Raw genomic sequence first — 23,262 nt, forward strand, 5'->3', positions numbered from 1 at the left:
CTACGATCCTCGACCGTGGGCGACGGGGGGTTCGGGGAGCTGCTGGGTGCGGGCAGGCGGGCCGCCGGGATCAGCCAACGGGAGCTCGCCGACCGGGCAGGGGTGAGCGTCGGCACGATCCGGGACCTGGAGCAGGGGCGGACGCGGGTGCCGCGCCCGGCGCTGGTGGACGCGGTCGTCGCCGCGCTGCGGCTGAGCGGCGGTGCCGAGGCCGAGCTCCGCCGGGCGGGCGGCCGGGGACCCGTGGGCGCGGCCCGGCCGGCCGTTGACGACGAGCCGGTGCGGGTGGAGATCCTCGGGCCGCTGCGGGTCCATCGTGGACAGCTGCCGGTGCCGGTCGGCCGGGGGCGGCGGCGGGCCGTGCTCGCGCGGCTGGCGTTGTCGGCGAACGACGTGGTGCCCGTGTCAGAGCTCGTCGACCTGCTCTGGGACGACGGGCTGCCGCCGGTGCCCGCGCACGCGATGCAGACGTACGTGTCCCGGCTGCGGTCCGCGTTGCAGCCCGCCGGGCCGGAGCGGGCGGTCGCCGGCGGTGGCTACCGGCTCAACCTCGGCGACGGGCAGCTGGACCTGGCCGACTTCCGCAACAGGGTCCGGCTGGCGCGGGAGGCGACCGACCAGGCGGCGGCGCTGGAGCTGCTCGACGGCGCGCTGATGCTGTGGCGCGGGGAGCCGCTGCAGGACGTGCCGGAGCTGTCGGCGCATCCGCTCGTCGCGGCGCTCGCCGAGGAGCGGATCGCGGCGGTGCTCCGCCTCGCGGACCTGGCGATCGCCGCGGGCCGGCCCGACCGGTGCCTGCCGCAGCTGCGCGCCCTCGCCGCCGCGCACCCGCTGCACGAGCCGGTGCACGCCCGGCTCATCGCCGTGCTCGCGGCCGGTAACCTGCAGGCGGCGGCGCTCGACACGTACACGGGGATCCGCCGCCGGCTGGTCGAGGATCTCGGCATCGAGCCGTCCCCCGACCTCGTCGACGCGCACCGGCGGGTGCTGCGGCAGGAGCATGCCCCGGCCGCCGAGCCGGATCGGCGGCCCGCGCAGCTGCCCGCGGACGTGCGCAGGTTCAGCGGCAGGGCGTCCAGCCTCGCGCTGCTCGACGGGCTGCTCGACGGGCACGACGGGACGCCGTCCGTCACGGTCGTGGTCCTGTCGGGGACGGCCGGGGTCGGCAAGACCGCGCTCGCGGTGCACTGGGCGCACCGGGTCCAGCACCGGTTCCCGGACGGGCAGCTGCACGTCAACCTGCGCGGCTTCCACGCGGTCGCGGCGCCGCTGTCGGCCGGGGAGGCGCTGCACGGGTTCCTGCTCGCGCTCGGGCTGGAGCCGCACCGGGTCCCGGCGGCCCAGGACGCGCAGTCGGCGCTGCTGCGCACGCTGCTCGCGGACCGGCGGATGCTGATCGTGCTCGACAACGCCCGCGACGCCGACGACGTACGGCCGCTGCTGCCGGGCGCGCACGGCTGTTTCGTCGTCATCACCAGCCGGCACGAGCTGACCGGGCTCGTCGCCACCGAGGACGCCCATCAGGTGCCGCTCGACCTGCTCAGCGACGCCGACGCCCGGGACCTGCTGGTGCACCGCCTCGGCGCCGCGCGGGCCGCCGCCGAACCCGACGCCGTCGACGCCATCGCCGAACGCTGCGCCCGGCTGCCGCTCGCGCTGGCCGTCGCCGCGGCCCGGGCCGGTGCCCGGCCGGAGGCGTCGCTCGCCGACCTGGCGGCCGACCTCGGCGACAGCCAGGCCCGGCTGGACGCGCTCAGCACCGGCGACCCCGGCACCGACGTCCGGGCGGTCCTGTCGTGCTCGTACCGAACGCTGCGGCCCGAGCCGGCGCGGCTGTTCCGCCTGGTCGGCCTGCATCCCGGTGGCGACCTGTCCGCGGCGGGCGCGGCGGCCCTCGCGGGGTTGCCGCTGCCGGGGGTCCGGCGGCTCCTAGCAGAGCTGACCGGCGCGCACCTGATGGCGGAGGCGACACCCGGCCGGTACGCGTTCCACGACCTGCTGCACGCGTACGCCGCCGACCTGGCCGCCGAGGAGGACCCGGAGCCGGACCGGCGGGCGGCGCTGGACCGGCTGTTCGACCATCAGCTCGCCACCCTCGAGGCGGCGACCCGCGCGCTGTTCCCCAACGACGACCCGGCCGCGCCGGCCGCGCCGCCCGGCACCGAGGCGATGGACCCGGGCGCGGCGCGCGTCTGGCTGGACGCCGAGCGCGGCAACATCGTCGCCCTCGCCGGGCACGGCGCCCGGCACGGCTGGGCCGCGCACACCACGGCGCTCGCCGCGGCCGCCCGCCGGTACCTCGACAGCGGCCACTTCGCCGACGGGCTCATCCTGCACAGTCACGCCCTCGACGCGGCCCGCCGGCTCGGTGACCGCACCGCCGAGAGCGCCGCGCTGAACCACATCGGCGCCACGTACCGCCGCTCCGGCCAGTACGTGGAGGCCGGCGAGCACCACGCGCAGGCCCTGGCCGTCGCCCGGGCCGTCGGCGACGACTCCGGCGTGGCCCGGTCCCTGAGCCAGCTCGGTGCCATCTCCTGGCGGCTCGGCGACTACCAGGCCGCGCAGGACCAGCACCAGGAGGCGCTGGACATCTACCGCGCCATCGGCGACCAGGTCGGCGAGGCCGGGCAGCTCAACATGTTCGGCATCGGCAACCGGCAGAACGGCAACCACGCCGAGTCGATCGAGTTCCACACCCAGGCGCTCGAACTGCTGCGCGGCCTCGGCCACCGCCTCGGCGAGGCGGACGTGCTCAACAACCTCGGCCTGTGCCACCAGCAGACCGGCGACCTCGAGCGGGCGATCGACTGCCACCAGTGGGCGCTGGCCCTGTTCCGGCAGATCGGGCACCAGCCCGGCGAGGCGGTGGCGCTCAACAGCCTCGGCCGCGCGCACCTGCGGGCCGGCCGGGCCGCCGTCGCCGTCGAGCACCAGTGGCGGGCGCTGGTGGTGTGCCGGGAGATCGGCGAGCACAGCTTCGAGGCCGAGGTCCTCAACTGGCTCGGCGCCGCGCAGCTCGCCGACGGCGACCCGCGCTCCGCCGGGGACACCTACACGGCAGCCCTGGCGCTCGCGGTGCGCAACGGCGACCGGCACGAGCAGGCGGCCGCGCACGAGGGCCTGGCCAGGATCCGTCTCGCCGGCGGCGACACCGGCGGGGCGGTCGGGCACTGGCGGCAGGCCGCCGCGATCTACACCGCCCTCGACCTGCCGGACGCGCTGCGCGTCGCCGGCGAGCTCCGAAAGCACGAGCCGGACGCCTGAGCTGCGGCCGCCGCGGTACCGCCGGATGGCCGACGGTGCATTGCATGACGCAGATGGAACCCATGCCGGAGCTGGTCCTGCCGGTCGGGCTGCGCGGCTACGACCGCCGCATGGTCGACGCCTGGCTGGAGCGGGCCGCGCCACAGCTGCGCTCGCAGGCGTGATCGACGGGGCATCGCGGTCCGGCCGGTTGTGCGAGACTGTCGCCGCTCATGGGGGACGACGCACGACGGAGACACGATGACGCTGCGCTACCGACGGCCCAACTTCCTGCTGCTCGGGCTCTACTTCCTGGCCGGGTGCGCGATCATCTGGATGTCGCGGACCGGGTATGAGCTGACGCTCCTGTTCATCCCGCTGGGCTCGACGGCGATGCTGGTGTTCGGGGCGCTGCCGATCCTGTTCGTGCTGTGGAGCCTGCGGCAGGCGTTCCGGCCGGACCCGGTGGTCATCGAGCAGGGTGGGCTGCGGCTGCGGGTGGCCGGGATCGACCGGGCCGTGCCGTGGGCGGCGATCGACGCGGTGTTCCTCGAGCCGTACGTCAACCCCGGCGACGACTCGCGCACGCTGCGCCTCGTCGTGGTGCCGGCGGCCGGCGCCGAGCTGGGGGTGCCCGCGGAGTACCCGAACCGGACCGACGGCCGGCCTTCGGTCGTGCTGCTGGCGCTCGACGAGATCCTGCAGTCCCCGGCCGAGGTGTCCCAGTCGCTGGCGACGTACGCGGGACCCCGGTACGCGGCCGCGGCGTAGCCGAAACGGTCGCGGCGCGGCCGTCTGGCGCTGAGGGCTGTCCACGCCGTCCGAAAGCCGGATGTGCGGGGCGCGGGCAGTCCCTACCGTTCCCGGCGTGAGCGCCTACGCACTGTCGGTCGACTACGGCACGTCCAACACCGTCGCCGTCCTGCGGTGGCCCGACGGGAAGACGCGGCCGCTGCTGTTCGACGGTTCGCCGCTGCTGCCGTCCGCCGTGTACGCGACGCCCGAAGGGCACCTGTCGACCGGGCGGGACGCGGTCAACAGCGCCCGGTTGGACCCGACACGGTACGAGCCGAACCCGAAGCGGCACGTCGACGAGCTCGACCTGCTGCTCGGCGACACCACGGTCCCGCTCACCCGGATCGTGGCGGCCACGCTGGGCAGGATCGCGCAGGAGGCCCGGCACGTCGCGGGCGAAGCGGTCGGCGAGGTCATCATGAGCCACCCGGTCGAGTGGGGCGCCGCCCGGCGGCAGGTGCTGATCGACGCGGCCCGCACCGCCGGGCTGCCGGAGCCGACGCTCGTGCCGGAGCCGGTCGCGGCCGGCACCTATTTCACGACCGTCCTCGGCCTCAAGGTCCCCGAGGGTTCCAGCATCGTCGTGTACGACCTGGGCGCCGGCACCTTCGGCGCCGCGGTCGTGCGCCGGACCGCCGCGGGGTTCGAGACACTCGCGTACCGGGGCCTCGACGACATCGGCGGCGTCGACGTCGACGACCTCGTGGTGCAGCTCCTCGGCGGGGTGGTCGAGCCGGCCGCGCCGGCCGAGTGGGCGCGGCTGGTCGCGCCGGAGACGATGGCCGACCGGCGGGCCGCCCGGCAGCTGCGCGACGACGCCCGGATGCTCAAGGAACGCCTGTCCCGCGAGTCGTCGGCGGCGATCCTGGTGCCGATCGTCGACCGGGACCTGCACGTGACCCGCGCGGAGCTGGAGGGCAAGGCGCTCGCCCTGGTCGCCCAGACCGTCGCGGTGACCGTGGCGACGATGAAGGCGGCCCGCACGCCCCGCGACCACATCACCGGGCTGTTCCTGGTCGGCGGCTCGACCCGGATGCCGCTGGTCGCCACGGAACTGCACCGCGCGACGGCGATCGCGCCGACCGTCCTGGACCAGCCGGAGCTCGTCGTCGCCGAGGGCGCCCTGCTCATCGAGTCCCTGGTCGACCCGGCCAGCACCGCGACGCATCCGACGCCGCTGCCGCCGACCGTCGCCGTGCCGGTGGCGCCGCCAACAGCGCCCGTGTCACCGCCGGTAGCGCCGCCCGCAGCGCCCATGTCACCACCGATGGCCCCGCCCGCAGCGCCCATGTCACCACCGATGGCCCCGCCCGCGGCACCCATGTCGCCGCCCGTGGCGCCGTCCACCGGCCCGATCCCCACGAGCCCGATCCCGACGGTCCAGATCCCCACGGGCCCGGTCCCCGCCGCCGCGACCTGGCAGGCCCCGGCGCCGGCCCCGGCGCAGACCGGTCAGGTGCCGGTCAGTGCGGCTCCGGTCAGCCCGGCGGTGGCACAAGCCTTCCCGGTGTCCACGCCTCCGGCCGCGCCGGTCAGTCCGTACGTCACGCCGCCGCCCGTACCGCTGTGGCCGGACCAGCGACCGGCGGACTTCACCACCACGACCGGCTCGATCGCCGGCCGGGCGGCCCTGCGGCTGCTGCTCGTGCCGGTGCTCGCCTACCTCGGCCTGTTCGCCGGGCGGGTGGTGCACGAGATCGTGCCGGTCCCCGCCGTCGTGTGGCTCGTCGTGCTGCTGGTCTGGGCGTACACGCTGTTCTGGCTGGGGACCTCGATCGCGCGGATGGTGACCGCCGGCAGCCAGCCGACCCGCCTGCACCTCGACCACACGGGCCTGGCGATCACCGTCCAGGGTCGCCAGTACGTCCTGCCCTGGTCCCAGGTGGCCGGTCTCGAGGTGCGCCGCCGCGGCCTCAACCGCAGGCCGGTGCTCACCGCCGTACCGCGGCAGAGCCTCCGCGACGATCCGTTCTGGCGGACCCGGCTCGCCTCCGACGGCGCGGCGCGCGTCGTGGACCTCAAGACCCTCAAGGCGGACCCGGCCGCCGTCCCCGCCGCCGCCGGGCAGTACCGGTCATAGCCGCCGCACCCTAGTCGTCACCCGCCCGCCCCTCGCGGTCAATCCGAGCCGACACATAGGCCACCTACGATGTCTCCACAACGGCGAAATGGAGATTTGCCATGTGGAGAACCCGGCGGATCGCGGTAGCGCTCGCCCTGACCCTGACCGCGGCGGGCGCCGCGGTCGTCATGTCCTCGACCGCGGCGGTGGCCGCGGACCTCTCGGTGAGCCAGGCCATCGCGGCGCAGGACGGCCGGTCCGCGTCCGTCGTGGGCTACGTCGTCGGCCAGCCGACCGCCACCAGCACCGTCCTGCGGTCCGGGTTCACCGGCGACACGGCCCTCGCCCTGGCCGACTCGGCGAGCGAGACCGGCACCACCCGGATGCTGTACGTGCAGATCACCGCGGCGTACCGGGCCCAGTTCGGGCTGCAGTCCAACCCGTCGCTGATGGGCCGCCGGCTCGTCGTCGCCGGGCAGCTGACGGCGTACTTCTCGCACGCGGGACTCAAGTCGCCGACCGCGATGAGCCTGGCGGGCACGACGCCCACCACCAGCCCGACGGTCTCGTCGGGGCCGGTCGAGGCCTACTACGCGGCGGCCGCGGGCAAGACGGGCACCGCGTTGCGCACGGCGCTGCACAACATCATCAAGGTGCAGACGAAGATCTCGTACGACGAGGTGTGGAACGCCCTGAAGGACACCGATCAGGACCCGAACAACAGCAACAACGTGATCCTGCTCTACTCCGGCAGGTCGCAGAGCAAGTCCACCAACGGCGGCGGCGCCAACGACTGGAACCGTGAGCACGTCTGGGCCAAGTCCCACGGCGACTTCGGCACCGCGACAGGGCCCGGCACGGACGTACACCACCTGCGGCCCGAAGACGTGTCGGTGAACTCCGCACGGGGCAACAAGGACTTCGACCTCGGCGGGTCGGCGGTCAGCGAGGCGCCCGGCTGCCTCACCGACAGCGACTCCTTCGAGCCGCGCGCCGCCGTGAAGGGCGACGTCGCCCGCATGATCATGTACATGGCGATCCGGTACGAGGGCGACGACGGCTGGCCCGACCTGGAGATCAACAACTCGGTCGGCAACGGGTCGGCGCCGCGGATCGGCAAGCTGTCGGTGCTGCTGCAGTGGCACCAGCAGGACCCGCCGGACGCCTTCGAGAAGCGCCGCAACGAGCGGATCTACGCCGCCTGGCAGCACAACCGCAACCCGTTCATCGACCACCCCGAGTGGGCCGCGGCGATCTGGAGCTGACCGCGACGAAAAGGGCCGCCCTTCGGAGGAAGGGCGGCCCGATTCATGCGACGTTACGGCAGCAGCTTCCAGGGACCGTACTGGTCACCCGGGGCCTGGTTGCGCGTCCACCACTTCGCCTCGTACTTCTTGCCCTGGTACAGCACCACGTCGCCGGTGGTGAAGATCCGCGACGCGGTCCAGATGGCGGTGCCGTCCGGGGCGGTCGAGATCTGCTGCCACGGACCGTAGGGGTCGCCCGGCTTCTGGTTCTGCGTCCACCAGGTCGCCTGCCACACCGAGCCCTGGTAGGACACCTTGTCGCCGTTGTTGTAGACGGTCGAGGCGTTCCACGCCGGGACCGGCGGCGTCACCGGCGGGTTCAGGCCGATGACCACCGGGTCGTGGTCGGAGGCCGCGAACGGGTCGCTGCCGTTGAACAGCAGCGTCGCGTTGTAGTTGTACCGGCTGTAGGAGTAGGCGATCGCCTCCTGCGCGTTGATCTGCCACACGTCGGCGCCGGTGACCATCGCGCGGGCGGCCGCGTTGGCCAGCACGTGGTCGAGGGAGCCCTGCATGCCGTCGAAGGAGTACGTCGACTCGTTCGGGTCGAACGTGGCACCCAGGTCGGTGTAGCCGGCGTCGTACAGGACGTGCAGCGGGTCCTCGTGCGTGTAGGAGTTGAGGTCACCGACGATGAAGATCCGGTCGGTGCCGAGCCCCTGCGCGACCTGCGAGGCGAACGCGACGGTCTCCTCGGCCTCGCGGACGCGGGTCGCGTTGAACGAGCCTTGGTTCACCGCCGGCGACGACGTGTCCTCGGCGTCGCCCGGGTACAGCGGGGTGCCGGACCCCTTGGACTTCCAGTGGTTGGTGACGACCAGGAACGCGTCGGCGTCGGTCGCGCCCGCCTTCTTGAAGCCCTGCGCGAGGGGCTCACGGGCGATGGAGAACGGCTGGCCCGGGCCCGACGCCGTGGTGAGGATCGCCGAGGTACCGACGAGCGCGATGTCCGCCGGCTTGTAGATGAAGGCGCTGCGGATGACGTCCTCGTCCGCGATCGCCGGGAGCACGGCCGGGGACGGCACGTACGCCCACACGTTGGCGCCGGCGGCGGCGTTGAGCGCGTCGACCAGCGTGGCGAGCGCGGCGTCGCGGGGCTTGCCGAACTTCGCCGAGTTCTCGACCTCTTCCAGCGACACGACGCTGGCGCCGAGCCGGTTGATGCCGGTCACGATCTTCGCCTGCTGCCGCTGGAAGCTGGCGTCGTTCGCGGCGCCACGGGGACCGGCCGTGTTGCCGGGTCCGGTGCACTGGTTGACGGCGATGCGGTTGCCGGCCCGGTCGTTGTAGTAGGTGCACGTGCCGAGGCCCTGCTGCACGTACAGCTCGCCGGTCGTCGGGAAGTAGTTCTCGACGTTGAACGTGGCGAGACGCACCGTGCCGCCGACGTTGGCGGGCTGCTGGTTGCCGGTGCGGGTGTCGCTGAACGTCGCGACGGCGGCACCGTTGTCGGTGACCCGCTGGGTCGGCTGGAAGTTCCACAGCGAGAAGCGGTACTCGAGGATCACCGGCTGGTGGAAGCTGACCTTCGACCCGATGCTGACCGCGTTGGCCGAGGTGAACCACGGCAGCGGCGTGCCGGTGTTCGCGGCGCCGCTGTAGTTGACGCTCGCACCGTCGTCGAGGGTGACCATGCGGGCGGCGTTGTCGGCGACCGCGGCGAGGGCCTCGGCGCTGCCCGGCCGGCCGGCGTCGGTCGGCTGGCGCAGCGGCGTGTCACCGGCCGCGAGGGTGAACGAGCCGTACCAGTTCGCGTCGTAGTTGTCCGCGACGGTGAACGTGCCCTGCGGCGCGATCAGCTCACCCTCGTGCGCCTCCTTCTGCGCACCGCTCGTCAGCGAGGACCACGGGATCGTGCCCGGCACGACGGGCGGCAGCGCGGTGGCCAGCTTCGTGACCGTCGGCGCGGAGATCTCGGTCATGCTCTGGAACTCGACGACGTTGCCGGTCACCCGCACGCTGTCGCCGATGCTGACCTGGCCCGCGGAGGTGGATCCGAAGACGAACACCGCGTCGGAGGCGCCCGGCGTGGCGTCCGCCGCCTCGCTGCCGCCGGAGCCACCCGTCTGCAGGTAGAAGCCGTTGAACCCGCCGCTGGCGTACACGGCGGTCACGACGCCCTCGGTCGTCACGTTCTGCCCGGCGAGCGGCGACGTGTCGGTGTCGGTGCCCTGGATCGCGGCGATCGGCACGACGGTCGTCGTGGCCGTCACGGTGAACGTGAACGTCGCCGATCCGCTCGCGCCGCCGGCGTCGGTCGCGGTGACCGTCACCGAAGCGGTGCCCGCCGCGGTGGGCGTGCCGTCGACGACACCGCCGGCGGAGATCGCCAGACCGGCCGGGAGGCCCGTCGCGGCCCACGTGTAGGGCGCGGTGCCACCGGACGCGGCCAGGGTCAGCGGCGCGATCGCCGTGCCGGTCGTCGCGTTCTGGTTGCCGGGGCTGGTCACCGTGACCGTGGTCGTGCCGCCGTCGGACGCCGCGTTCTGCGGCTCCGGCGCGGCCGTGCGGAAGTCGGTGCCGTTGTTGTCCGTGTCGGCGCCGGCCGCGTCCCGCTGGTAGCTCAGGACCAGCGAGTTGCCGGAGGCGGCCGTGCCCTCGGGCGCGTTGCTGGTGCCCCAGCCGACCCGGTCGATGACGGCCGCGTCGGTCGGCAGCACCCCGGTCGCGCTGGCGGCGATGTACAGCGTGCCGCCACCGGCGCCCGGGTTGACGCTGGTGCCGGTGCTCAGGTCGGCCGTGGGCAGCGGCGCGCCCGGGTTGGTCGAGGCGTTGTTGCTGGGCAGCTGGATCAGGAAGTGCCCGTGCGCGGCCACCGTCCCGGACAGCGCGAACACCTGCGACCCGCTCGGCACGACGGTGCTGGTGGGCGCCCGGTACTGCAACGTGTCACCGCTGAGCGAGATCGGGCTGGACGTCGGGTTGTAGAGCTCGACGAACTTGTTCAGGTAGCTCGCACCCGTCGAGCCTCCGTTGACGTAGACCTCGCTGATGACCAGACCCGTGCCGGCCGGGTTGGCGGCGGCCGGGTCGGCGAGTAATGGCCAGCTCGCACCGGCCATGGTGAGGGACAGCACGATTGTGCAGCGTCGGACGACCGCACGGGACATAGACCCGGACCTCCAGGTGGGCGTGATTCGGCCCCGTCACTGGCGGAGGCCGACCTACGGACGCTAGGCGCTCGACGGCCACTTCTCGCGGCCTGACGGCGGACGAAAGCTGAACGGCGTGTGACAGCCTATGGCAGCGTTCCGTGATTGACGCCCGTACCGGTATCAATCAAGGGTTAACCCCACCGGTTGCCGTCACGGCCCCGGGCGGCGGCTGCTTCGCGTGGCGCAGGGCGCCCTCGGCGACCTAGGTCGCCCGCCGGTCACCCGGCTCCGACTATCGGCCGTGATCAGCTGATCGACAGGGCCCTCCGCCGCCCGGTCGGCGGGAAAGCGCACCTTTCGGGTGTCCCACCCCCGATGCCGGCGGTGCGGGGCGGCGACGACCGGTATCACTGAGCGTGAAGCCCCCGACGATCGGAACTGTCATGCGCCGCCGCCGTGCCGCCCTGCTGTCCGCCTTCCTGCTCCTGCCGGCGCTCGCCGGGTGCGGTGACGCCGACGCCCCCGGCGGCGCCGCGCCCGGCCTGCCGGCGCCCTCGTTCGCCCTGGCACCGACGCCGAGCGGGTCCGCCGCGACGACGACCGGGACGTTCGCGCCGTACGCCGCCGACGCCACCGCCGTCACCTACGACCCCGCGCTGGTCCCGGCCGGGGCGACGGCCGCGGTCACGCTGACCCCGTCGGGCGGCACCACCGCCGTGCGGCTGGCGGTGACCGGGTTGCTGCCCGGCCGGACCTACGGCGCCCACCTGCACGTCAAGCCATGCGGCCCCACCGGCGACGCGGCCGGCCCGCACTACCAGCACCATCCCGACCCGGCCGCGTCCGCCTCCCCGCCGTCGGTCGACCCGAGCTACGCCAACCCCGGCAACGAGGTCTGGCTGGACGTCACCACCGACAGCAGCGGCAACGCCGTGAGCACCGCCACCCAGCCCTGGACCTTCGACCCGCCCCGCACACCACGGTCGCTGATCATCCACACCGAGGCCACCAAGACCGCCCCGGGCGTGGCCGGCGCCGCCGGTACCCGGCTCGCCTGCCTCACCCTGCCCGCCTGACCTCACCGGCCGGGGCGGGTGCTCTCATTCCCGCGCGAAATTGGCTGTGCGGCACCCTCGGGTGCGCGGCAAGATGCTCGCTGTGCCCGACCACCTGATCTACGAGCGACCCGGGTCCAGGACGCCCGCCGGGCCGCCGGCCGTCCCGACCGGTCCGCCATGGACCGCCGGCATCGAGGACGCATCGGCCGGCCGGCCGATGCGCTGCCCGGTCAACCAGGACGCCGAGATCGAGTTCGACTGGCCAGGAGCTGCGCATCCGCCCCGTCGTGCTCGAGCAGCCCGAGACCGTGGTCGCCGGAGGCGCCCTCCGGCACGCGAGATGGCGGCACGCTCAGGTGAACGGACCGGCCGCCGCCGTCACAGCTGCGCGAGGGCGGCGCGGAGGAAGTCGTCCCTGCGGAGCGTGGCCTCCCTGCTGTACGACGCGGTGGGCGTGTTGAGCGCGGCCACCGCGTCCCAGTAGGGCACGTCGGCCGCTCGCACCCCGGCCGCCCGCTCCCACCCTGCCAGTACGTGGGCGGGCGCGCCGGCGTCGTAGTGCATGGCGACCTGTTTGCGCAGCTCGCCGATGTCCACGCCCGGGTTGCCGACCCCGGCGGTCTTCCAGTCGATCAGGGCCCGGACCTCGCCGCCGCCGAGGACCGTGTTGCCGGGCCACACGTCGCCGTGCACGAAGACGACAGGCGTGCGTGGAGCCTGCACGGCCCGCACCCGCTCGTCGGCGAGCCGGAGCAACGCCGTCGTCGGCATCCGCCCGGCCCTGCGGTCCGCGGCGAAGTCGTCGACGGCGATGGGCCGCTGCCGCAACGGCAGATCCTGCCACTGCCCACCGACGACGTCGACGGCCGCACGGACGGTGTGGACCCGGGCGATCGCGGCACCCGCCGCCATGAGCAAACCGGTGGACGGCACCGCGGGCCACACACTGGTCCCCGGCACGACGGTCTCCAGGCTCACCGGCACTCCCGCCACCCGCCCGCCGGGCTCGGCCGCGAGCAGCCGTGGCGCCGGCAGGCCGTGCCGCTCCGCGACGATGAGCGCCGCCGCATTCGTCGCGATCTGCCCGGCGCCGATCCGGCTGCTAGGGCAGCGCAGGACGACGCACCGGCCGGCCACCTCGATCCACCACGGGCTTTCCCCACCGTGCAGCGACCGGACCACGGTCACCCGCCCGCCGAACTGCGCCTCGACCCAGGCCAGGACTGCTTTCCCGCACCGGACGACTGTGCGGCGGGGACGGGTACCTGTCAAGCGCCGCCGCCCGGGGCTGAGCCGCGTGGGAGGTCAGTTGTAGAAGCTGGTGCAGCCGTAGTGCAGCGGTTCGCCGTCGACGAGGACCGGGTGGCCCGGCGGGAGGACGACGCCTTCCAGCGCCGGGACGGTGATCCCCGTCAGGTCGGGCGGGCGGCACTCGAACTCGTCCGAGCCGTCGTCGGGGACCGTGGCGAGCAGGTCGACGGTCAGGTCTGGGTGGCCGTCGCGGTACACCCGCAGCACGCAGGCATCGGTGCAGCCGGGGTTCACGTCGAGGGTCGCCAGCACGCGCAGCAGGTCGTCGCGGTCGCCGAGCACGAAGCAGTCGCTGATCGTGTCGTTGTTGTTGGCCATCCCGTCGCGGCGCACGAAGTACCAGCTGTACATGGCAGGTACCGTAGCGCCGTGGATCTGGACGAGCTGCGGCAGGAGGCCGCGGGCGGCGACGCCGGGGCGGCGCGGGAGCTCGGGCACCGGCTGTGCGTCCTGGAAGGGGCGCAATGGCTCGAGTCCCCCGACTTCGTGGGCGACGCGGAGCTGTGGCTGCGCCGCGCGCTGGACGCCGGCGCCGACGACCCCGTGACCGCGACCCTGCTCGCCGGTCTCCTGCTGCGCCAGGTGCGCACCATGCTGGAGACGTCACCGCTGTACGACGGCCGCGGCGCACCCGGCACCAGCCGCACCGACTGGCTGCGGAGCCTGTGGCGGCGCCGCGCGGAGGCCTTCGAGCTCTACCGCCGGGCCCTCGACGCGGACCCGGCGCACGCCGCCGCCGCCAACGGGATGGCGCTGCTGGTGCTCGACCTGTCCACGTCCGACGACTTCGTCTACTACACCGGCGAGGCCGAGCCCGCCGACCTCGAGGACCTCGACGTCCTCGACCCCACCTGGCGCGCCGAGGCCGAGCGCCGCCTCCGCGCGCTGCTCGCGATCCGCCCTCAGGACACGATGGCGGCCGCCAACCTGGCCGGGCTCGCCGGCGGGTAGGGCGCGGGAGGCGGCGGCACGGATCAGCCGACGGCCTGCTTCAGGAGCGCGGCGATGCGGGCCTCGTCGGCGGCGGCGAGGGTGGTCAGAGCGAAGTACGTCGGCCACATCGTGCCGTCGTCGAGGGCGGCCTCGTCGCTGAAGCCGAGGACCGCGTAGCGGGTCTTGAACTTCGCGGCGCTCTGGAAGAAGCACACGACCTTGCCGTCGCGGGCGTAGGCGGGCATGCCGTACCAGAGCTTCGACGTCAAGGTGGGGGCGCTGTCCTTGACGATGGCGTGGAGGCGCTCGGCGAGGGCGCGGTCGGTGTCGGACATCTCGGCGATCTTCGCGAGCACCTCGCTCTCGGTGTCCGCCTTGGCGCCGCGGCGGGCGGTCGACTTGAGCTCCTTGGCGCGCTCCTTCATCGCGCCGCGTTCCTCGGTGGTGAAGCCGTCGTACTTCTCGTTCTTCGCGGTCATGACGATCCCTTTCAGAAGGCTTGCTGACGGGTGGGGGCGTTGAGTCGGTTGTAGGCGTTGGTGACGGCGATGTTCAGCAGCAGCGCGGCCAGCTCCTTCTGGTCGAAGTGCTTGGCGGCCATGTCCCACACCTGGTCCGGCACGGCGTCGGCGCGGTCGGACAGGCGGGTCACCGCCTCGGTGAGGGCGAGCGCCGCCCGCTCCGGCCCGCTGAACCACGGCGTCTCCCGCCAGGCGGCGACGGCGTCGACCTGCGCGTCGGTGGCGCCGTGCCGGCGGGCCCGGGCGGCGCCGGCCGCGACGCACGGTGCGCAGCCGTTGATCTGGCTGGCCCGCAGGTGGCTCAGGGCGAGGACCACGTCGCCGACCCCGGCGCCGGCGATCGCGCCGTTGAGCGCCATCAGGGCGTCCATCGCGCCGGGGATCAGGACCGCCGGGTTCGGCATGCGTTCGGTCGACATGTGCGGCTCCTTCCAGAACTGCTGACAGGAGCCATCTGATCAGCGGCGTACCCCGCCGCACGACGGCCGTGGGACACCGTGGGACACGAGAAACGCCCCTGACCTGCGAGGACGCGACGGCGATCCGGGGCCGTGGGGCGGGACGGGGTACGGTGTTGCACGTGTCGGGGGCGCAGGAACAGCTGGTGGCGCAGCTCGCCAGGATCAAGGACCTGAGCGGGCTCAGCCTGCGTGCCCTCGCCGCCAAGGCGAGCCTGAGCAGTTCGTCGCTGTCGCGGTACATGTCGGGTCAGCTGGTCCCGCCGTGGGAGGCGGTCGTCGCGCTGTGCCGGGCCGTGGGACGCGACCCGCGGCCGCTGCGCGCGGTGTGGGCGGAGGCCTCGAAGGCGGGCGCGGCTCCCCCGCCGCGCCGCAACGACCTGCCCGCGGACCTGTTCGACTTCACCGGCCGCGAGGCGGAGTCCACGCTCGTCGAGGAGTTGCTGCGCACCGCCGGCGCGGTCGCGATCGACGGCATGGGCGGCGTCGGCAAGACCAGCCTGGCCGTGCACGTCGCGCACCGTCTCGCTCCCGCGTATCCGGACGGCGGGCTGTATCTGGACCTGCACGGCTTCACCCCGGGCCAGGAGCCGCTCGACGCGCCCGCGGCGCTGGGGCGGCTCCTCGCCGCGCTCGGCGTCGACCACCCGCCGGCCGGTGCCACCGAACGGGCCGCCCTGTGGCGTTCGGAGCTGTCGCGGCGGCGGGCGCTCGTCGTGCTCGACAACGCCGTCGACGCGGAGCAGGTCCGGCCGCTGCTGCCCGGGGCGGGCAGGTCCGCGGTCCTCGTCACCAGCCGCAGCCGGCTCGTCACCCTCGACGGGGTGCCGCCGGTGTCCCTGGAGCCGCTCGCCGACGGTGTCGCGGCGAGCCTGTTCGGCCGGGCGGCCGGGCTCACCACCACGGAGGACGACGACGCCGTCGGGCAGGTGCTGCGGCAGTGCGGCGGGCTGCCGCTCGCGCTGCGGATGGCCGGCGCGCGGCTGCGGCACCGGCCCGGCTGGACCGTCGCGGTGCTCGCCGAGCGGCTGCGGGACACCACCGGCCGGTTCGACGCGGTGTTCGGCATGTCGCTGCACCAGCTCGACCCGCCGCAGCGGCGGATGTTCCGGCTGCTCGGCGTGCTGCCCGGCGCCGACTTCGACGCGCCGGTCGCGGCCGCCCTCACCGGCACCCGGGCGGGGGTCGGCGACGCGCTGGACGAGCTCGTCGACGCGCACCTGCTGCAGGAGCTCGCGCCGGGCCGGTTCCGGATGCACGACCTGATCCGCCAGTACGCGGCCGACCTCGCCGCCGACGAGGAGCCGCAGGCGGACGCCGCGCTGCGCCGGGTCCTGGAGCACTACCTGGCGCAGGCCGTCGCGCACGACCGGACGCTGCCGTCGCCGCAGCGGCCGCGGCCGGAGCCGGGCGACCCGGCGAAGGCCACGGAGTGGTTCGACCTCGAATACGTGAACCTGGTCGCCTGCGTCGACGCCGCCGTGCGGCTCGGCGCGGACGAGGTCGCCGCCGGGCTGCCGCAGGCGATGCGGGTCTGGTTCTTCCGGCACCGCGGCACCGACGACCAGGCCCGCCTGCTGGCGGCGGCGGCAGCGGCGGCCGGTCGGCTCGGCCGGGACCAGGAGCGGGCGGCGCTGCTCGCCGACCTCGGCTACGCGCGGGCCGCCGCCGGCCGCCTGACCGGCGCGCTCGCCGCGTATGAGCTCGCCGAGCGCGCCTGCGCACCCGACGACGAGCTCGCCGCCGGGCTGGCGCTGCGCATCGGCCTGGCCCGCCGCGACCTCGGCGACCTCGAGGAGGCGCAGACGGAGTTCCGCCGGGCGCACGACCTGTTCGAGAAGCTCGGCCGGGCCCCCGGCCGGTCGCAGGCGCTCGCGTTCGACGGCTGGGTGACGCTGCGGCTGGGCCGGCCCGCCGAGGCCGTCGAGCTGGCCCGCGCGTCGGTCGCCCTCGCCGCCGGCCCGGCGAGAATCACCGGCCTTGTCACTCTCGGCGTGGCCCTGACCGACACGGCGCCCCTCCGGGAGGCACTGCGGCTGGCGCAGGAGCACGACCTCGCGCACAACCAGGCGATGTGCCACACCTACCTCGGCGTCGTCCTGCGGGTCCAGGGCGCCACGGACGAGGCGCTGGAGCATCACCGGCGCGCGGCCGAGCTGCTCGAGCCGCTCGCCGAGGTGCAGCTGGAGATCGACGCCCTGCACGCCTACGCCGAGACGTGCCGCGCCGCCGGCCGCCGCGACGACGCGCTGGCCCTGCTGGACCGGACGATCGCCCTGGCGCGGGACCTGGACCGGCCGCACGACGAGCGGCTCGCGCGTGCGGCCAGGCAGGCCCTGCTGGAAACCGGCTGATCAGCGCTGGAAGTAGTCGCCGTTCCAGGTGTACGGCACCTGCTGGTTCGACTCGCCGGGGCGGGCCACCAGCAGTGTCAGCAGCCCGTTGACGTAGGTCCAGCCGGTCACGGCCGTGCCCTGCGGCGGGCGGACGGCGTCGACCGCGCGCAGCGACCCGTCGAGCACCGCCACGAAGGTGTGGCCCGGGTCCTTGTCGGTGCGGCCGCAGGTGACCGCCACCAGCAGCCGCCGCGTGCCGTCGCCGTCGAGGTCGACGAGGTGCTGGTCCGGGTCCGGCGCGTGCGGCTGGAACAGGTCCCAGGTCGTGCCGGCCGCGGTGGCGCGCTGCTCCGCGTCGAACCGCACCGGCTCCGGCGGCGCGGGGCAGCCGGTCAGCCCGGCGACCGGACGCAGGTCGAGCGGCCCCCGGATTCCCGGCAGGCCGGAGTCCACCTCGGTGAACGCCTGGCCGGTCCACCGGAACGCGCGGGCGGCGCCGAGCGCGTAGTCCCAGCCCGTGTGCCACGGCTTCACGTCGGTGACGAGCCGTCCGTCGTCGATCCAGCGGTCGGCGTACAGCGCGCCGCGTGGACCGGCCCAGCCGACCGCGCGCAGCGTCGCGCCGTCGCGGCGGACGACGAGCAGCTGGCCCTGCCCGTCGCCGGAGTCCTCCGCCGTCTGCCAGCAGGTGGCGTGCAGGACCGCTTCGGGCTGCCCGTCGGCGGTGAGGTCGCCGTACACCACCGGCCGCGGATCGAGCGAGAGCTTCGGCCATCCCGTCGCGGGGCCCACGATCACGTCCGCGACTCCTTTGAAGTCCTGCTTGCGGAGGGTAACCGGACCGGACGGGCAGCCCTGCTGCGCGGGCAGCGTGACCGTCGCGGTCGCCCAGTCCACCCCCGCCCAGGCCGCGGGTGGCTGCGGGGTCTGCCTGGTGGTGACCGGCCGGCTCGGTCTGACTGCGGCGGATGGTGTACCGGTCTGCGCCGGGCTGTCCGAGCCGCCCGGCACCGGCGGCGGTGTGGTGGCCGCCCCACCCTTCCAGATCAGGCCGCCGCCGATGAGGACGGCACCCACCACGCCCGCGGAGACCAGGACGGTGGCGGTCCGGCGGGTGCGCTGGCGGTGCTCGGCGCGGCGGCGCACCTGGGCGCCCGTGGGCGGCGCGACGGCGCTGCCGACGTCCGCGCGCAGTCGCGACAGTGCCTGGGTCAGGTCGTCAGTCACGGTGGGTCACCTCCTCGGTGGTGTGGGCCAGCTGGGCGGCGAGCGTCGCACGCCCACGGTGCAGCCACGACTTGACGGTGCCGACGGCGGCGTCCATCTCCCGCGCCACGTCGGCGACGGGCAGGTCGATCAGGTGGTGCAGGACGACCGCCCGCCGCTGGTCGGCCGGCAGCAGGCGCAGCGCGGCGACGAGCGCGACGTGGTCGGGGCTCAGCGGCGGGACGTCGGTGCCGCGTTCCCGGCCGAGGTACGCGCGGGCGACCCTGCTCCGCCGCCACCGGGACGTGGCGAGGTTGCCCGCGACCCGGCGGATCCAGGCGAGGGGGTCGTCGTAGCGGGACACGTCGCGCCAGCGTTGCCAGGCGCGGCAGAACGCTTCCTGGGCGAGGTCCTGGGCCTCGGCGAGGTCGCCGGTGAGCGCGTACACCATGGCGACGACGTCGCCGTAGCGTGCGTCGTAGAGCGCGTCGAAGTCGGCCGCGGCCGGCGGCGGCCTGTCGGTGGCGCGGCGGTCGTACTCGGGCATGTCACGTCACACGCTATGCCCGTCTATCCGGTTGCGGCGGCCACCGCCGGTTTCGCGGGAACTGTCGCGGTCCGGACACTCAGCACCACGGTGGTCAGCAGGACGAGCTCGCCGAGGTTGCCCAGCCACGGCACGGCGAACCCGACCGCCGCCGCCGCGAACATGGCGACCGCACCCACGAACAGCCACGGCCATCCGTCGCGGCGCCACAGCACGACGCCGACGCCGATGAGCACGAGGATCGCCACGATCGCCGGCACCGGCGGCCCGGCCGCGTTGTCGTTGACGTAGCGCAGCGTGTCCGCGTACCGCTCGGGCACCAGCCGCAGCCGCACCACGTCCGTCCAGATCCCGAGCGCGACCAGCAGCCCGGCGAGCACCGTCAGGACCTTGCGCCCGCCGTGGGCGAGCCCGGCGCCGACGACGATGAGCAGCGGCGTGAACAGGGCGTGGCCGAGGTACCGCCCGGCGTTGAGCGCTTCGAGCGCGGCGCTCTCACCGGCCAGGCGGCCGGCCGCGATCACCGCGTTGTCGTAGACGAGGGCGGCCGCGACGACCGTGACCGTCCAGGCCCGCAGGCGGACCGCGGTGACCCCGACGAGGAGCATGCCCGCCGCCAGCGCCGCGTAGATCAGGGACACCATGAGCCGTCCACCGTTTCACTGGTAGAAACATAGTTCCGCTCATGGCAACGTACGGCCCGCGCCGTCACCGGTCAATCACTCTTGCTGTCATCGTAGTGCGTCGATATCGTGACGCTGATGCGGGACGCATCGATGACGGTCGACCTGGACGTCGTGGACCGCCTGCTGGGCGCGCCGTCCGACCTGCCGGCCTGGCGCGTCGCCGAACTGGCCGGCCGTGGCCGGATCCTGGCGACCTGGCTGTCGGCCGCGCAGGCCCGCGCGCACCCGCTGAGCGGGCAGGCACGGGAATACCTCGACCGCGTCCGCCGGCGCACCGCGACCCTGCACGCGCTGGGTGCCGAGCTCTCCGCCGCGCACGGCCTGACGGTCATCAAGGGCGAACGCATCGCCCGGCACCTGCCGGCGCCGCTGCTGCGCCAGTCGGGCGACGTCGACCTGGTCGCACCCGACGAGCGGTCGCTCTGGGCGTGCGTGCACGCGCTCAGGTCCCGGTTCGACGCGGTCGTGCAAGGCGTCAGCGTGCTCGACCGCGGCGCCGCGCGACCGCATCTCATGGTGGCCCTGAAATGGGCGGCCGACGAGCCGTTCCTCGACAAGCCCATGGGCGTCGACATCACCACCTTCGCCTTCGGCGGCGACTTCCGCACCGTGCCGCTGCGCGCCACCGCACCGGACGACGAGGACCTGACCGGCCTCCTCGCCGTCGCCGAGGAACGGTTCCAGCGCAAGTTCCGCGTCAAGGACCGGCTCGACCTGCTCTGCCTCGCCGCGGCGCTCGAGCGCCGCCTCCGCGACGACCTCGTCGACGCGGTCCGTGACCACACCTCGGCCTACGCGCTCGCCCCGGAGCTGCGGCGGCTCGTCAACGGCACCCACGCCTGGGTGCCCCTGTCCGCCCGCTGGCAACAGGTCCTCGGCGCCCTCGGCCCGCTCGCCCGCGAGGAGGAGGCCCGGCGCAGGCGCGGCCGCCCCGGCGTGCACCGGCTCCGGTTCGGCTACCCGCTGGACAGTGCCGCCGCCGGCGAGACCGTGCGGGTCCACCCACGCGACGACGGCGACATCGCGGCGACGCCGGTGGGCCACTGCCTCCTGACGCGGCGGCTGGTCGTCCAGGAGGACCACCTGACCTCGGCGCTCGAGTTCGCTCGAGCGCTGACGGCCACACCCGTCCAGGAGAGGAGGGCACCATGCGTCATCTCGCCGCGGGCACGTTCCGCGTGAAGCCGAGGCCGGCACCGGCCACCGAGGCGAAGTGAGCAACCCGGGGGCGGCCGCGAGGGCGCCCCCGGCCACACCGGAAGGAGACCCACGATGGCGTCGCCGCCGATGTACCCCTTCAGCGCCGCGCCCGGCAACACACTCGATCCCGGGCTCGGCCGGATGCGGGACTCGACGCCCGTGTGCCGGATCAGGCTGCCGTACGGCACGGACGACGCGTGGCTGGTCACCCGGTACGACGACGTCCGGCACGTCCTGTCGGACCCGCGCTTCAGCCGGGCGGCCGCGTGCGGCGCGGGCGTGCCACGCATGACGCCCGAGCCCGGCAGCGACGCCTCGATCCTGATGACCGACCCGCCCGAGCACAACCGGCTCCGGCGGATCATCGCCACCGCGTTCACCGCGCGCCGGGTCGAGGGGCTGCGGCCGGGCATCGCCCGGATCACCGAGGAGCTGCTCGACGCCGCCGAGGCGGCCGGGCCGCCGGCCGACCTGGTGCCGCTGCTCGCCCTGCCGCTGCCGCTGCTGGTCATCTGCGAGCTGCTGGGCGTGCCGGCCGGCGACCGCGCCACGTTCCGCCGGTGGGTCGACCCGATCATGTCGAGCACGGCCTACCCACCGGCGGAGATCCGGCAGGCCCTCGACGACTTCTCCGACTACATCTGCGACCTCATCGAGGAGCGCCGGACCCGCCCGTCCGGCGACCTGCTCTCCGCGCTGGTCCACGCACACGACGTCGAAGGCCGGCTCAGCGAGCTGGAGCTGGTGACGTTCGCCGGGACCCTGCTCATCGCCGGCCACGAGAACACCGCGAACATGATCGGCAACGCGCTGGTCACGCTGCTCGGTGAGCCGCGGCACTGGGCCCGCCTGAGCGCCGAGCCGGCGATCGTCGGCGACGCGGTGGAGGAGCTGCTGCGGTACCTCGCCCAGGGCACCGGGGTCAGCTTCGCGCGGGTCACGACCGGCGCCGTGACCCTGTCCGGGGTCGAGATCCCCGCCGGCGCGCCGGTCGTGGTCTCGCTGCCGACCGCCAACCGGGACCCCGCCGTGTTCCCCGAGCCGGAGACGCTGGACCTGTCGCGCAACCCCAACCCGCACCTCGCGTTCGGCCCCGGCACGCACCACTGCCTCGGCTCCTCGCTGGCGCGGGCCGAGCTGCAGATCGTCATCGGCGCGGTCGCCCGCCGCTGGCCGGCGCTCCGGCTGGCCAGACCCGCCACGCGGCTGCGCTGGAAAGCGGGACTGCTCGCCCGCGCGCCGGCAGAGCTGCCGGTCACATGGTGATCGCGGCGGGGCGGGAGCGCGTCGACTTCCGCCTCTTCTGGACCGCCGGCACGGCGAGCCAGTTCGGCACGCGGATCGGCACCGTGGCGCTGCCGCTGCTGGCCGTCGGCACGCTGGCCGCGTCGCCGTGGGAGATGGGCCTGCTCAACGCCGCCCAGAGCGCCGGGGTCCTGCTGGTCGGCCTGCCGGTCGGCGCACTCGCGGACCGGGTCCGGCGGCGGCGCCTGATGATCGGCGCGGACGCCGCGCGGGCGGCGCTGCTCGCCGTGGTGGCGATCGGCGCGTTCACCGGCCTGCTCACCCTCGGCGCGCTGTTCGCGCTGGTGCTCGCCCTCAGCGTCGCCACCGCGTGCGCCGAGCTCGCCCAGCAGGCCTTCCTGCCGCGGCTGGTCGGGACCGGCCGGGTGGTCGAGGCGAACTCGCGGCTGCAGACCGGCAACGCCGTCGCGGTCACGACCGGGCCGGGCATCGCCGGCGGGCTGGCCGGCGTCCTCGGCGCCGCCGGCACCGTGCTGCTCACCTGCGGCACGTACGTGGTGTCGTTCTCGACGCTGCGCCGGATCCGCCACACCGAGCCGGCCGTGCCGCCGGCGCCGCTGCGGCGCATGGTGACCGAGATCGGCGAGGGCATGCGGCTCGTCCTCACCGACCCGGTGCTGCGCGCCATCGCGCTGTGCACGGCGAGCGCCAACCTCTTCGTCATGGCGATCGTCAGCCAGCTCGTGGTGTTCCTCGTCCGGGTGCTGGAGCTCCCGCCGCTCGCCGTCGGCCTGTTCGTGGCGGCGTCCGGCGCCGGCGGCATCCTCGGCGCGGCGACCGCCCGGCGCTGGGTCGCCGCGCTGGGCCAGGCGCGCACCATCTGGCTGTCGCTGCTGGTGACGCAGCCGTTCGCGCTGCTGCTGCCGCTCGCCGGCCCGGGCGCGCTCCTGCTGCTGGCCGGCGCCGGCTGGCTGGTCGTCGGCTTCGGCAGCGCGCTGTACAACGTCACCCAGGTCAGCTACCGGCAGGCGGCGGTCCCCGACCATCTCCTCGGCCGGGTCCAGGCCTGCAACCGCTTCCTCGCCTGGGGCACGATGCCGCTCGGCGGGCTCCTCGGCGGCGCGGTCGGCGCCTCGGCCGGACCGCGCGGCGCGCTCCTCGCGGGCGCGGCCGGACTCGCGGCGTCGACGCTGTGGCTCACGCTGTCGCCGCTGCGGCACGGCTCAACGGGCAACGCGGAAGCCGGTCACTGACCT

18 protein-coding genes are annotated in these 23,262 nt (G+C 74.5%); 10 read left to right on the forward strand and 8 right to left on the reverse strand.

Going from position 1 to position 23,262, the window contains the following annotated elements:
* Positions 1-15 precede the first annotated feature (15 nt).
* The 4 genes from ACZ6TV_RS27760 (at position 16) to ACZ6TV_RS27775 (ending at position 7,368) form a co-directional block, all read left to right on the forward strand.
* On the forward strand, positions 16-3,267 hold the full coding sequence (locus ACZ6TV_RS27760) for a tetratricopeptide repeat protein (protein ID WP_465300209.1): 3,252 nt from the start codon (positions 16-18) through the stop codon (positions 3,265-3,267).
* 240 nt (positions 3,268-3,507) lie between these two features.
* A complete protein-coding gene (locus ACZ6TV_RS27765) occupies positions 3,508-4,017 on the forward strand; it encodes a hypothetical protein (protein ID WP_465300210.1) in 510 nt (169 codons plus the stop codon).
* Positions 4,018-4,114: 97 nt separating this feature from the next.
* Positions 4,115-6,121 carry an Hsp70 family protein gene (locus tag ACZ6TV_RS27770; RefSeq protein WP_465300211.1) on the forward strand — a complete coding sequence of 669 codons (2,007 nt, stop codon included), beginning with the start codon at positions 4,115-4,117 and terminating at the stop codon, positions 6,119-6,121.
* 101 nt (positions 6,122-6,222) lie between these two features.
* The gene (locus ACZ6TV_RS27775) at positions 6,223-7,368 is read left to right on the forward strand and encodes an endonuclease (protein WP_465300212.1); all 1,146 of its coding nucleotides are present in this window, start codon (positions 6,223-6,225) and stop codon (positions 7,366-7,368) included.
* Between the two features lie 53 nt (positions 7,369-7,421).
* Here ACZ6TV_RS27775 and ACZ6TV_RS27780 read toward each other — a convergent pair whose 3' ends face one another.
* Positions 7,422-10,487 carry an ExeM/NucH family extracellular endonuclease gene (locus tag ACZ6TV_RS27780; RefSeq protein WP_465300213.1) on the reverse strand — a complete coding sequence of 1,022 codons (3,066 nt, stop codon included), beginning with the start codon at positions 10,485-10,487 and terminating at the stop codon, positions 7,422-7,424.
* A gap of 461 nt (positions 10,488-10,948) precedes the next feature.
* On the opposite strand from ACZ6TV_RS27780, the gene ACZ6TV_RS27785 reads away from it, so the two are divergent.
* Complete coding sequence (locus tag ACZ6TV_RS27785) at positions 10,949-11,581, forward strand: superoxide dismutase family protein (RefSeq protein WP_465300214.1); 633 nt, start codon at positions 10,949-10,951, stop codon at positions 11,579-11,581.
* Between the two features lie 360 nt (positions 11,582-11,941).
* Here the strand turns inward: ACZ6TV_RS27785 and ACZ6TV_RS27790 are convergent, their stop codons facing one another.
* Together ACZ6TV_RS27790 and ACZ6TV_RS27795 are read right to left on the reverse strand one after the other, a co-directional pair.
* Positions 11,942-12,751: a phosphotransferase family protein gene (locus ACZ6TV_RS27790; RefSeq protein ID WP_465300215.1), complete on the reverse strand. Its 810-nt coding sequence runs from the start codon at positions 12,749-12,751 to the stop codon at positions 11,942-11,944.
* 117 nt (positions 12,752-12,868) lie between these two features.
* The gene (locus ACZ6TV_RS27795) at positions 12,869-13,225 is read right to left on the reverse strand and encodes a hypothetical protein (RefSeq protein WP_465300216.1); all 357 of its coding nucleotides are present in this window, start codon (positions 13,223-13,225) and stop codon (positions 12,869-12,871) included.
* An 18-nt stretch (positions 13,226-13,243) separates the two neighbouring features.
* Between ACZ6TV_RS27795 and ACZ6TV_RS27800 the strand changes: the two genes are divergently transcribed.
* Complete coding sequence (locus ACZ6TV_RS27800; RefSeq protein WP_465300217.1) at positions 13,244-13,825, forward strand: hypothetical protein; 582 nt, start codon at positions 13,244-13,246, stop codon at positions 13,823-13,825.
* Positions 13,826-13,848: 23 nt separating this feature from the next.
* Here the strand turns inward: ACZ6TV_RS27800 and ACZ6TV_RS27805 are convergent, their stop codons facing one another.
* Both ACZ6TV_RS27805 and ACZ6TV_RS27810 read right to left on the reverse strand, forming a co-directional pair.
* The gene (locus ACZ6TV_RS27805; RefSeq protein WP_465300218.1) at positions 13,849-14,286 is read right to left on the reverse strand and encodes an iron chaperone; all 438 of its coding nucleotides are present in this window, start codon (positions 14,284-14,286) and stop codon (positions 13,849-13,851) included.
* A gap of 11 nt (positions 14,287-14,297) precedes the next feature.
* A complete protein-coding gene (locus tag ACZ6TV_RS27810; RefSeq protein WP_465300219.1) occupies positions 14,298-14,747 on the reverse strand; it encodes a carboxymuconolactone decarboxylase family protein in 450 nt (149 codons plus the stop codon).
* Positions 14,748-14,908: 161 nt separating this feature from the next.
* Between ACZ6TV_RS27810 and ACZ6TV_RS27815 the strand changes: the two genes are divergently transcribed.
* Entirely contained in the window at positions 14,909-17,140 is a 2,232-nt protein-coding gene (locus tag ACZ6TV_RS27815) for an ATP-binding protein (protein WP_465300220.1), read from the forward strand.
* On the opposite strand, the gene ACZ6TV_RS27820 is transcribed toward ACZ6TV_RS27815, so the two are convergent.
* The 3 genes from ACZ6TV_RS27820 to ACZ6TV_RS27830 are packed head-to-tail and all read right to left on the reverse strand — an operon-like array spanning position 17,141 to position 19,519.
* Positions 17,141-18,349, reverse strand: coding sequence for a hypothetical protein (locus tag ACZ6TV_RS27820; protein ID WP_465300221.1), 1,209 nt, complete (start codon positions 18,347-18,349; stop codon positions 17,141-17,143).
* Positions 18,342-18,875 carry a SigE family RNA polymerase sigma factor gene (locus ACZ6TV_RS27825; protein WP_465300222.1) on the reverse strand — a complete coding sequence of 178 codons (534 nt, stop codon included), beginning with the start codon at positions 18,873-18,875 and terminating at the stop codon, positions 18,342-18,344. The genes ACZ6TV_RS27820 and ACZ6TV_RS27825 overlap by 8 nt, the downstream gene beginning before the upstream one ends.
* Before the next feature lie 23 nt (positions 18,876-18,898).
* A complete protein-coding gene (locus ACZ6TV_RS27830) occupies positions 18,899-19,519 on the reverse strand; it encodes a hypothetical protein (RefSeq protein WP_465300223.1) in 621 nt (206 codons plus the stop codon).
* 117 nt (positions 19,520-19,636) lie between these two features.
* Between ACZ6TV_RS27830 and ACZ6TV_RS27835 the strand changes: the two genes are divergently transcribed.
* The 3 genes from ACZ6TV_RS27835 (at position 19,637) to ACZ6TV_RS27845 (ending at position 23,259) form a co-directional block, all read left to right on the forward strand.
* Positions 19,637-20,743, forward strand: a complete 1,107-nt coding sequence (locus ACZ6TV_RS27835) for a hypothetical protein (RefSeq protein WP_465300224.1) — start codon at positions 19,637-19,639, stop codon at positions 20,741-20,743.
* A 90-nt stretch (positions 20,744-20,833) separates the two neighbouring features.
* Positions 20,834-22,027, forward strand: a complete 1,194-nt coding sequence (locus ACZ6TV_RS27840; RefSeq protein WP_465300225.1) for a cytochrome P450 — start codon at positions 20,834-20,836, stop codon at positions 22,025-22,027.
* Positions 22,021-23,259, forward strand: coding sequence for an MFS transporter (locus tag ACZ6TV_RS27845; RefSeq protein ID WP_465300226.1), 1,239 nt, complete (start codon positions 22,021-22,023; stop codon positions 23,257-23,259). The genes ACZ6TV_RS27840 and ACZ6TV_RS27845 overlap by 7 nt, the downstream gene beginning before the upstream one ends.
* The last annotated feature ends 3 nt before the right edge of the window (positions 23,260-23,262 follow it).

Source organism: Dactylosporangium sp. NPDC051087 (genome assembly GCF_055586325.1).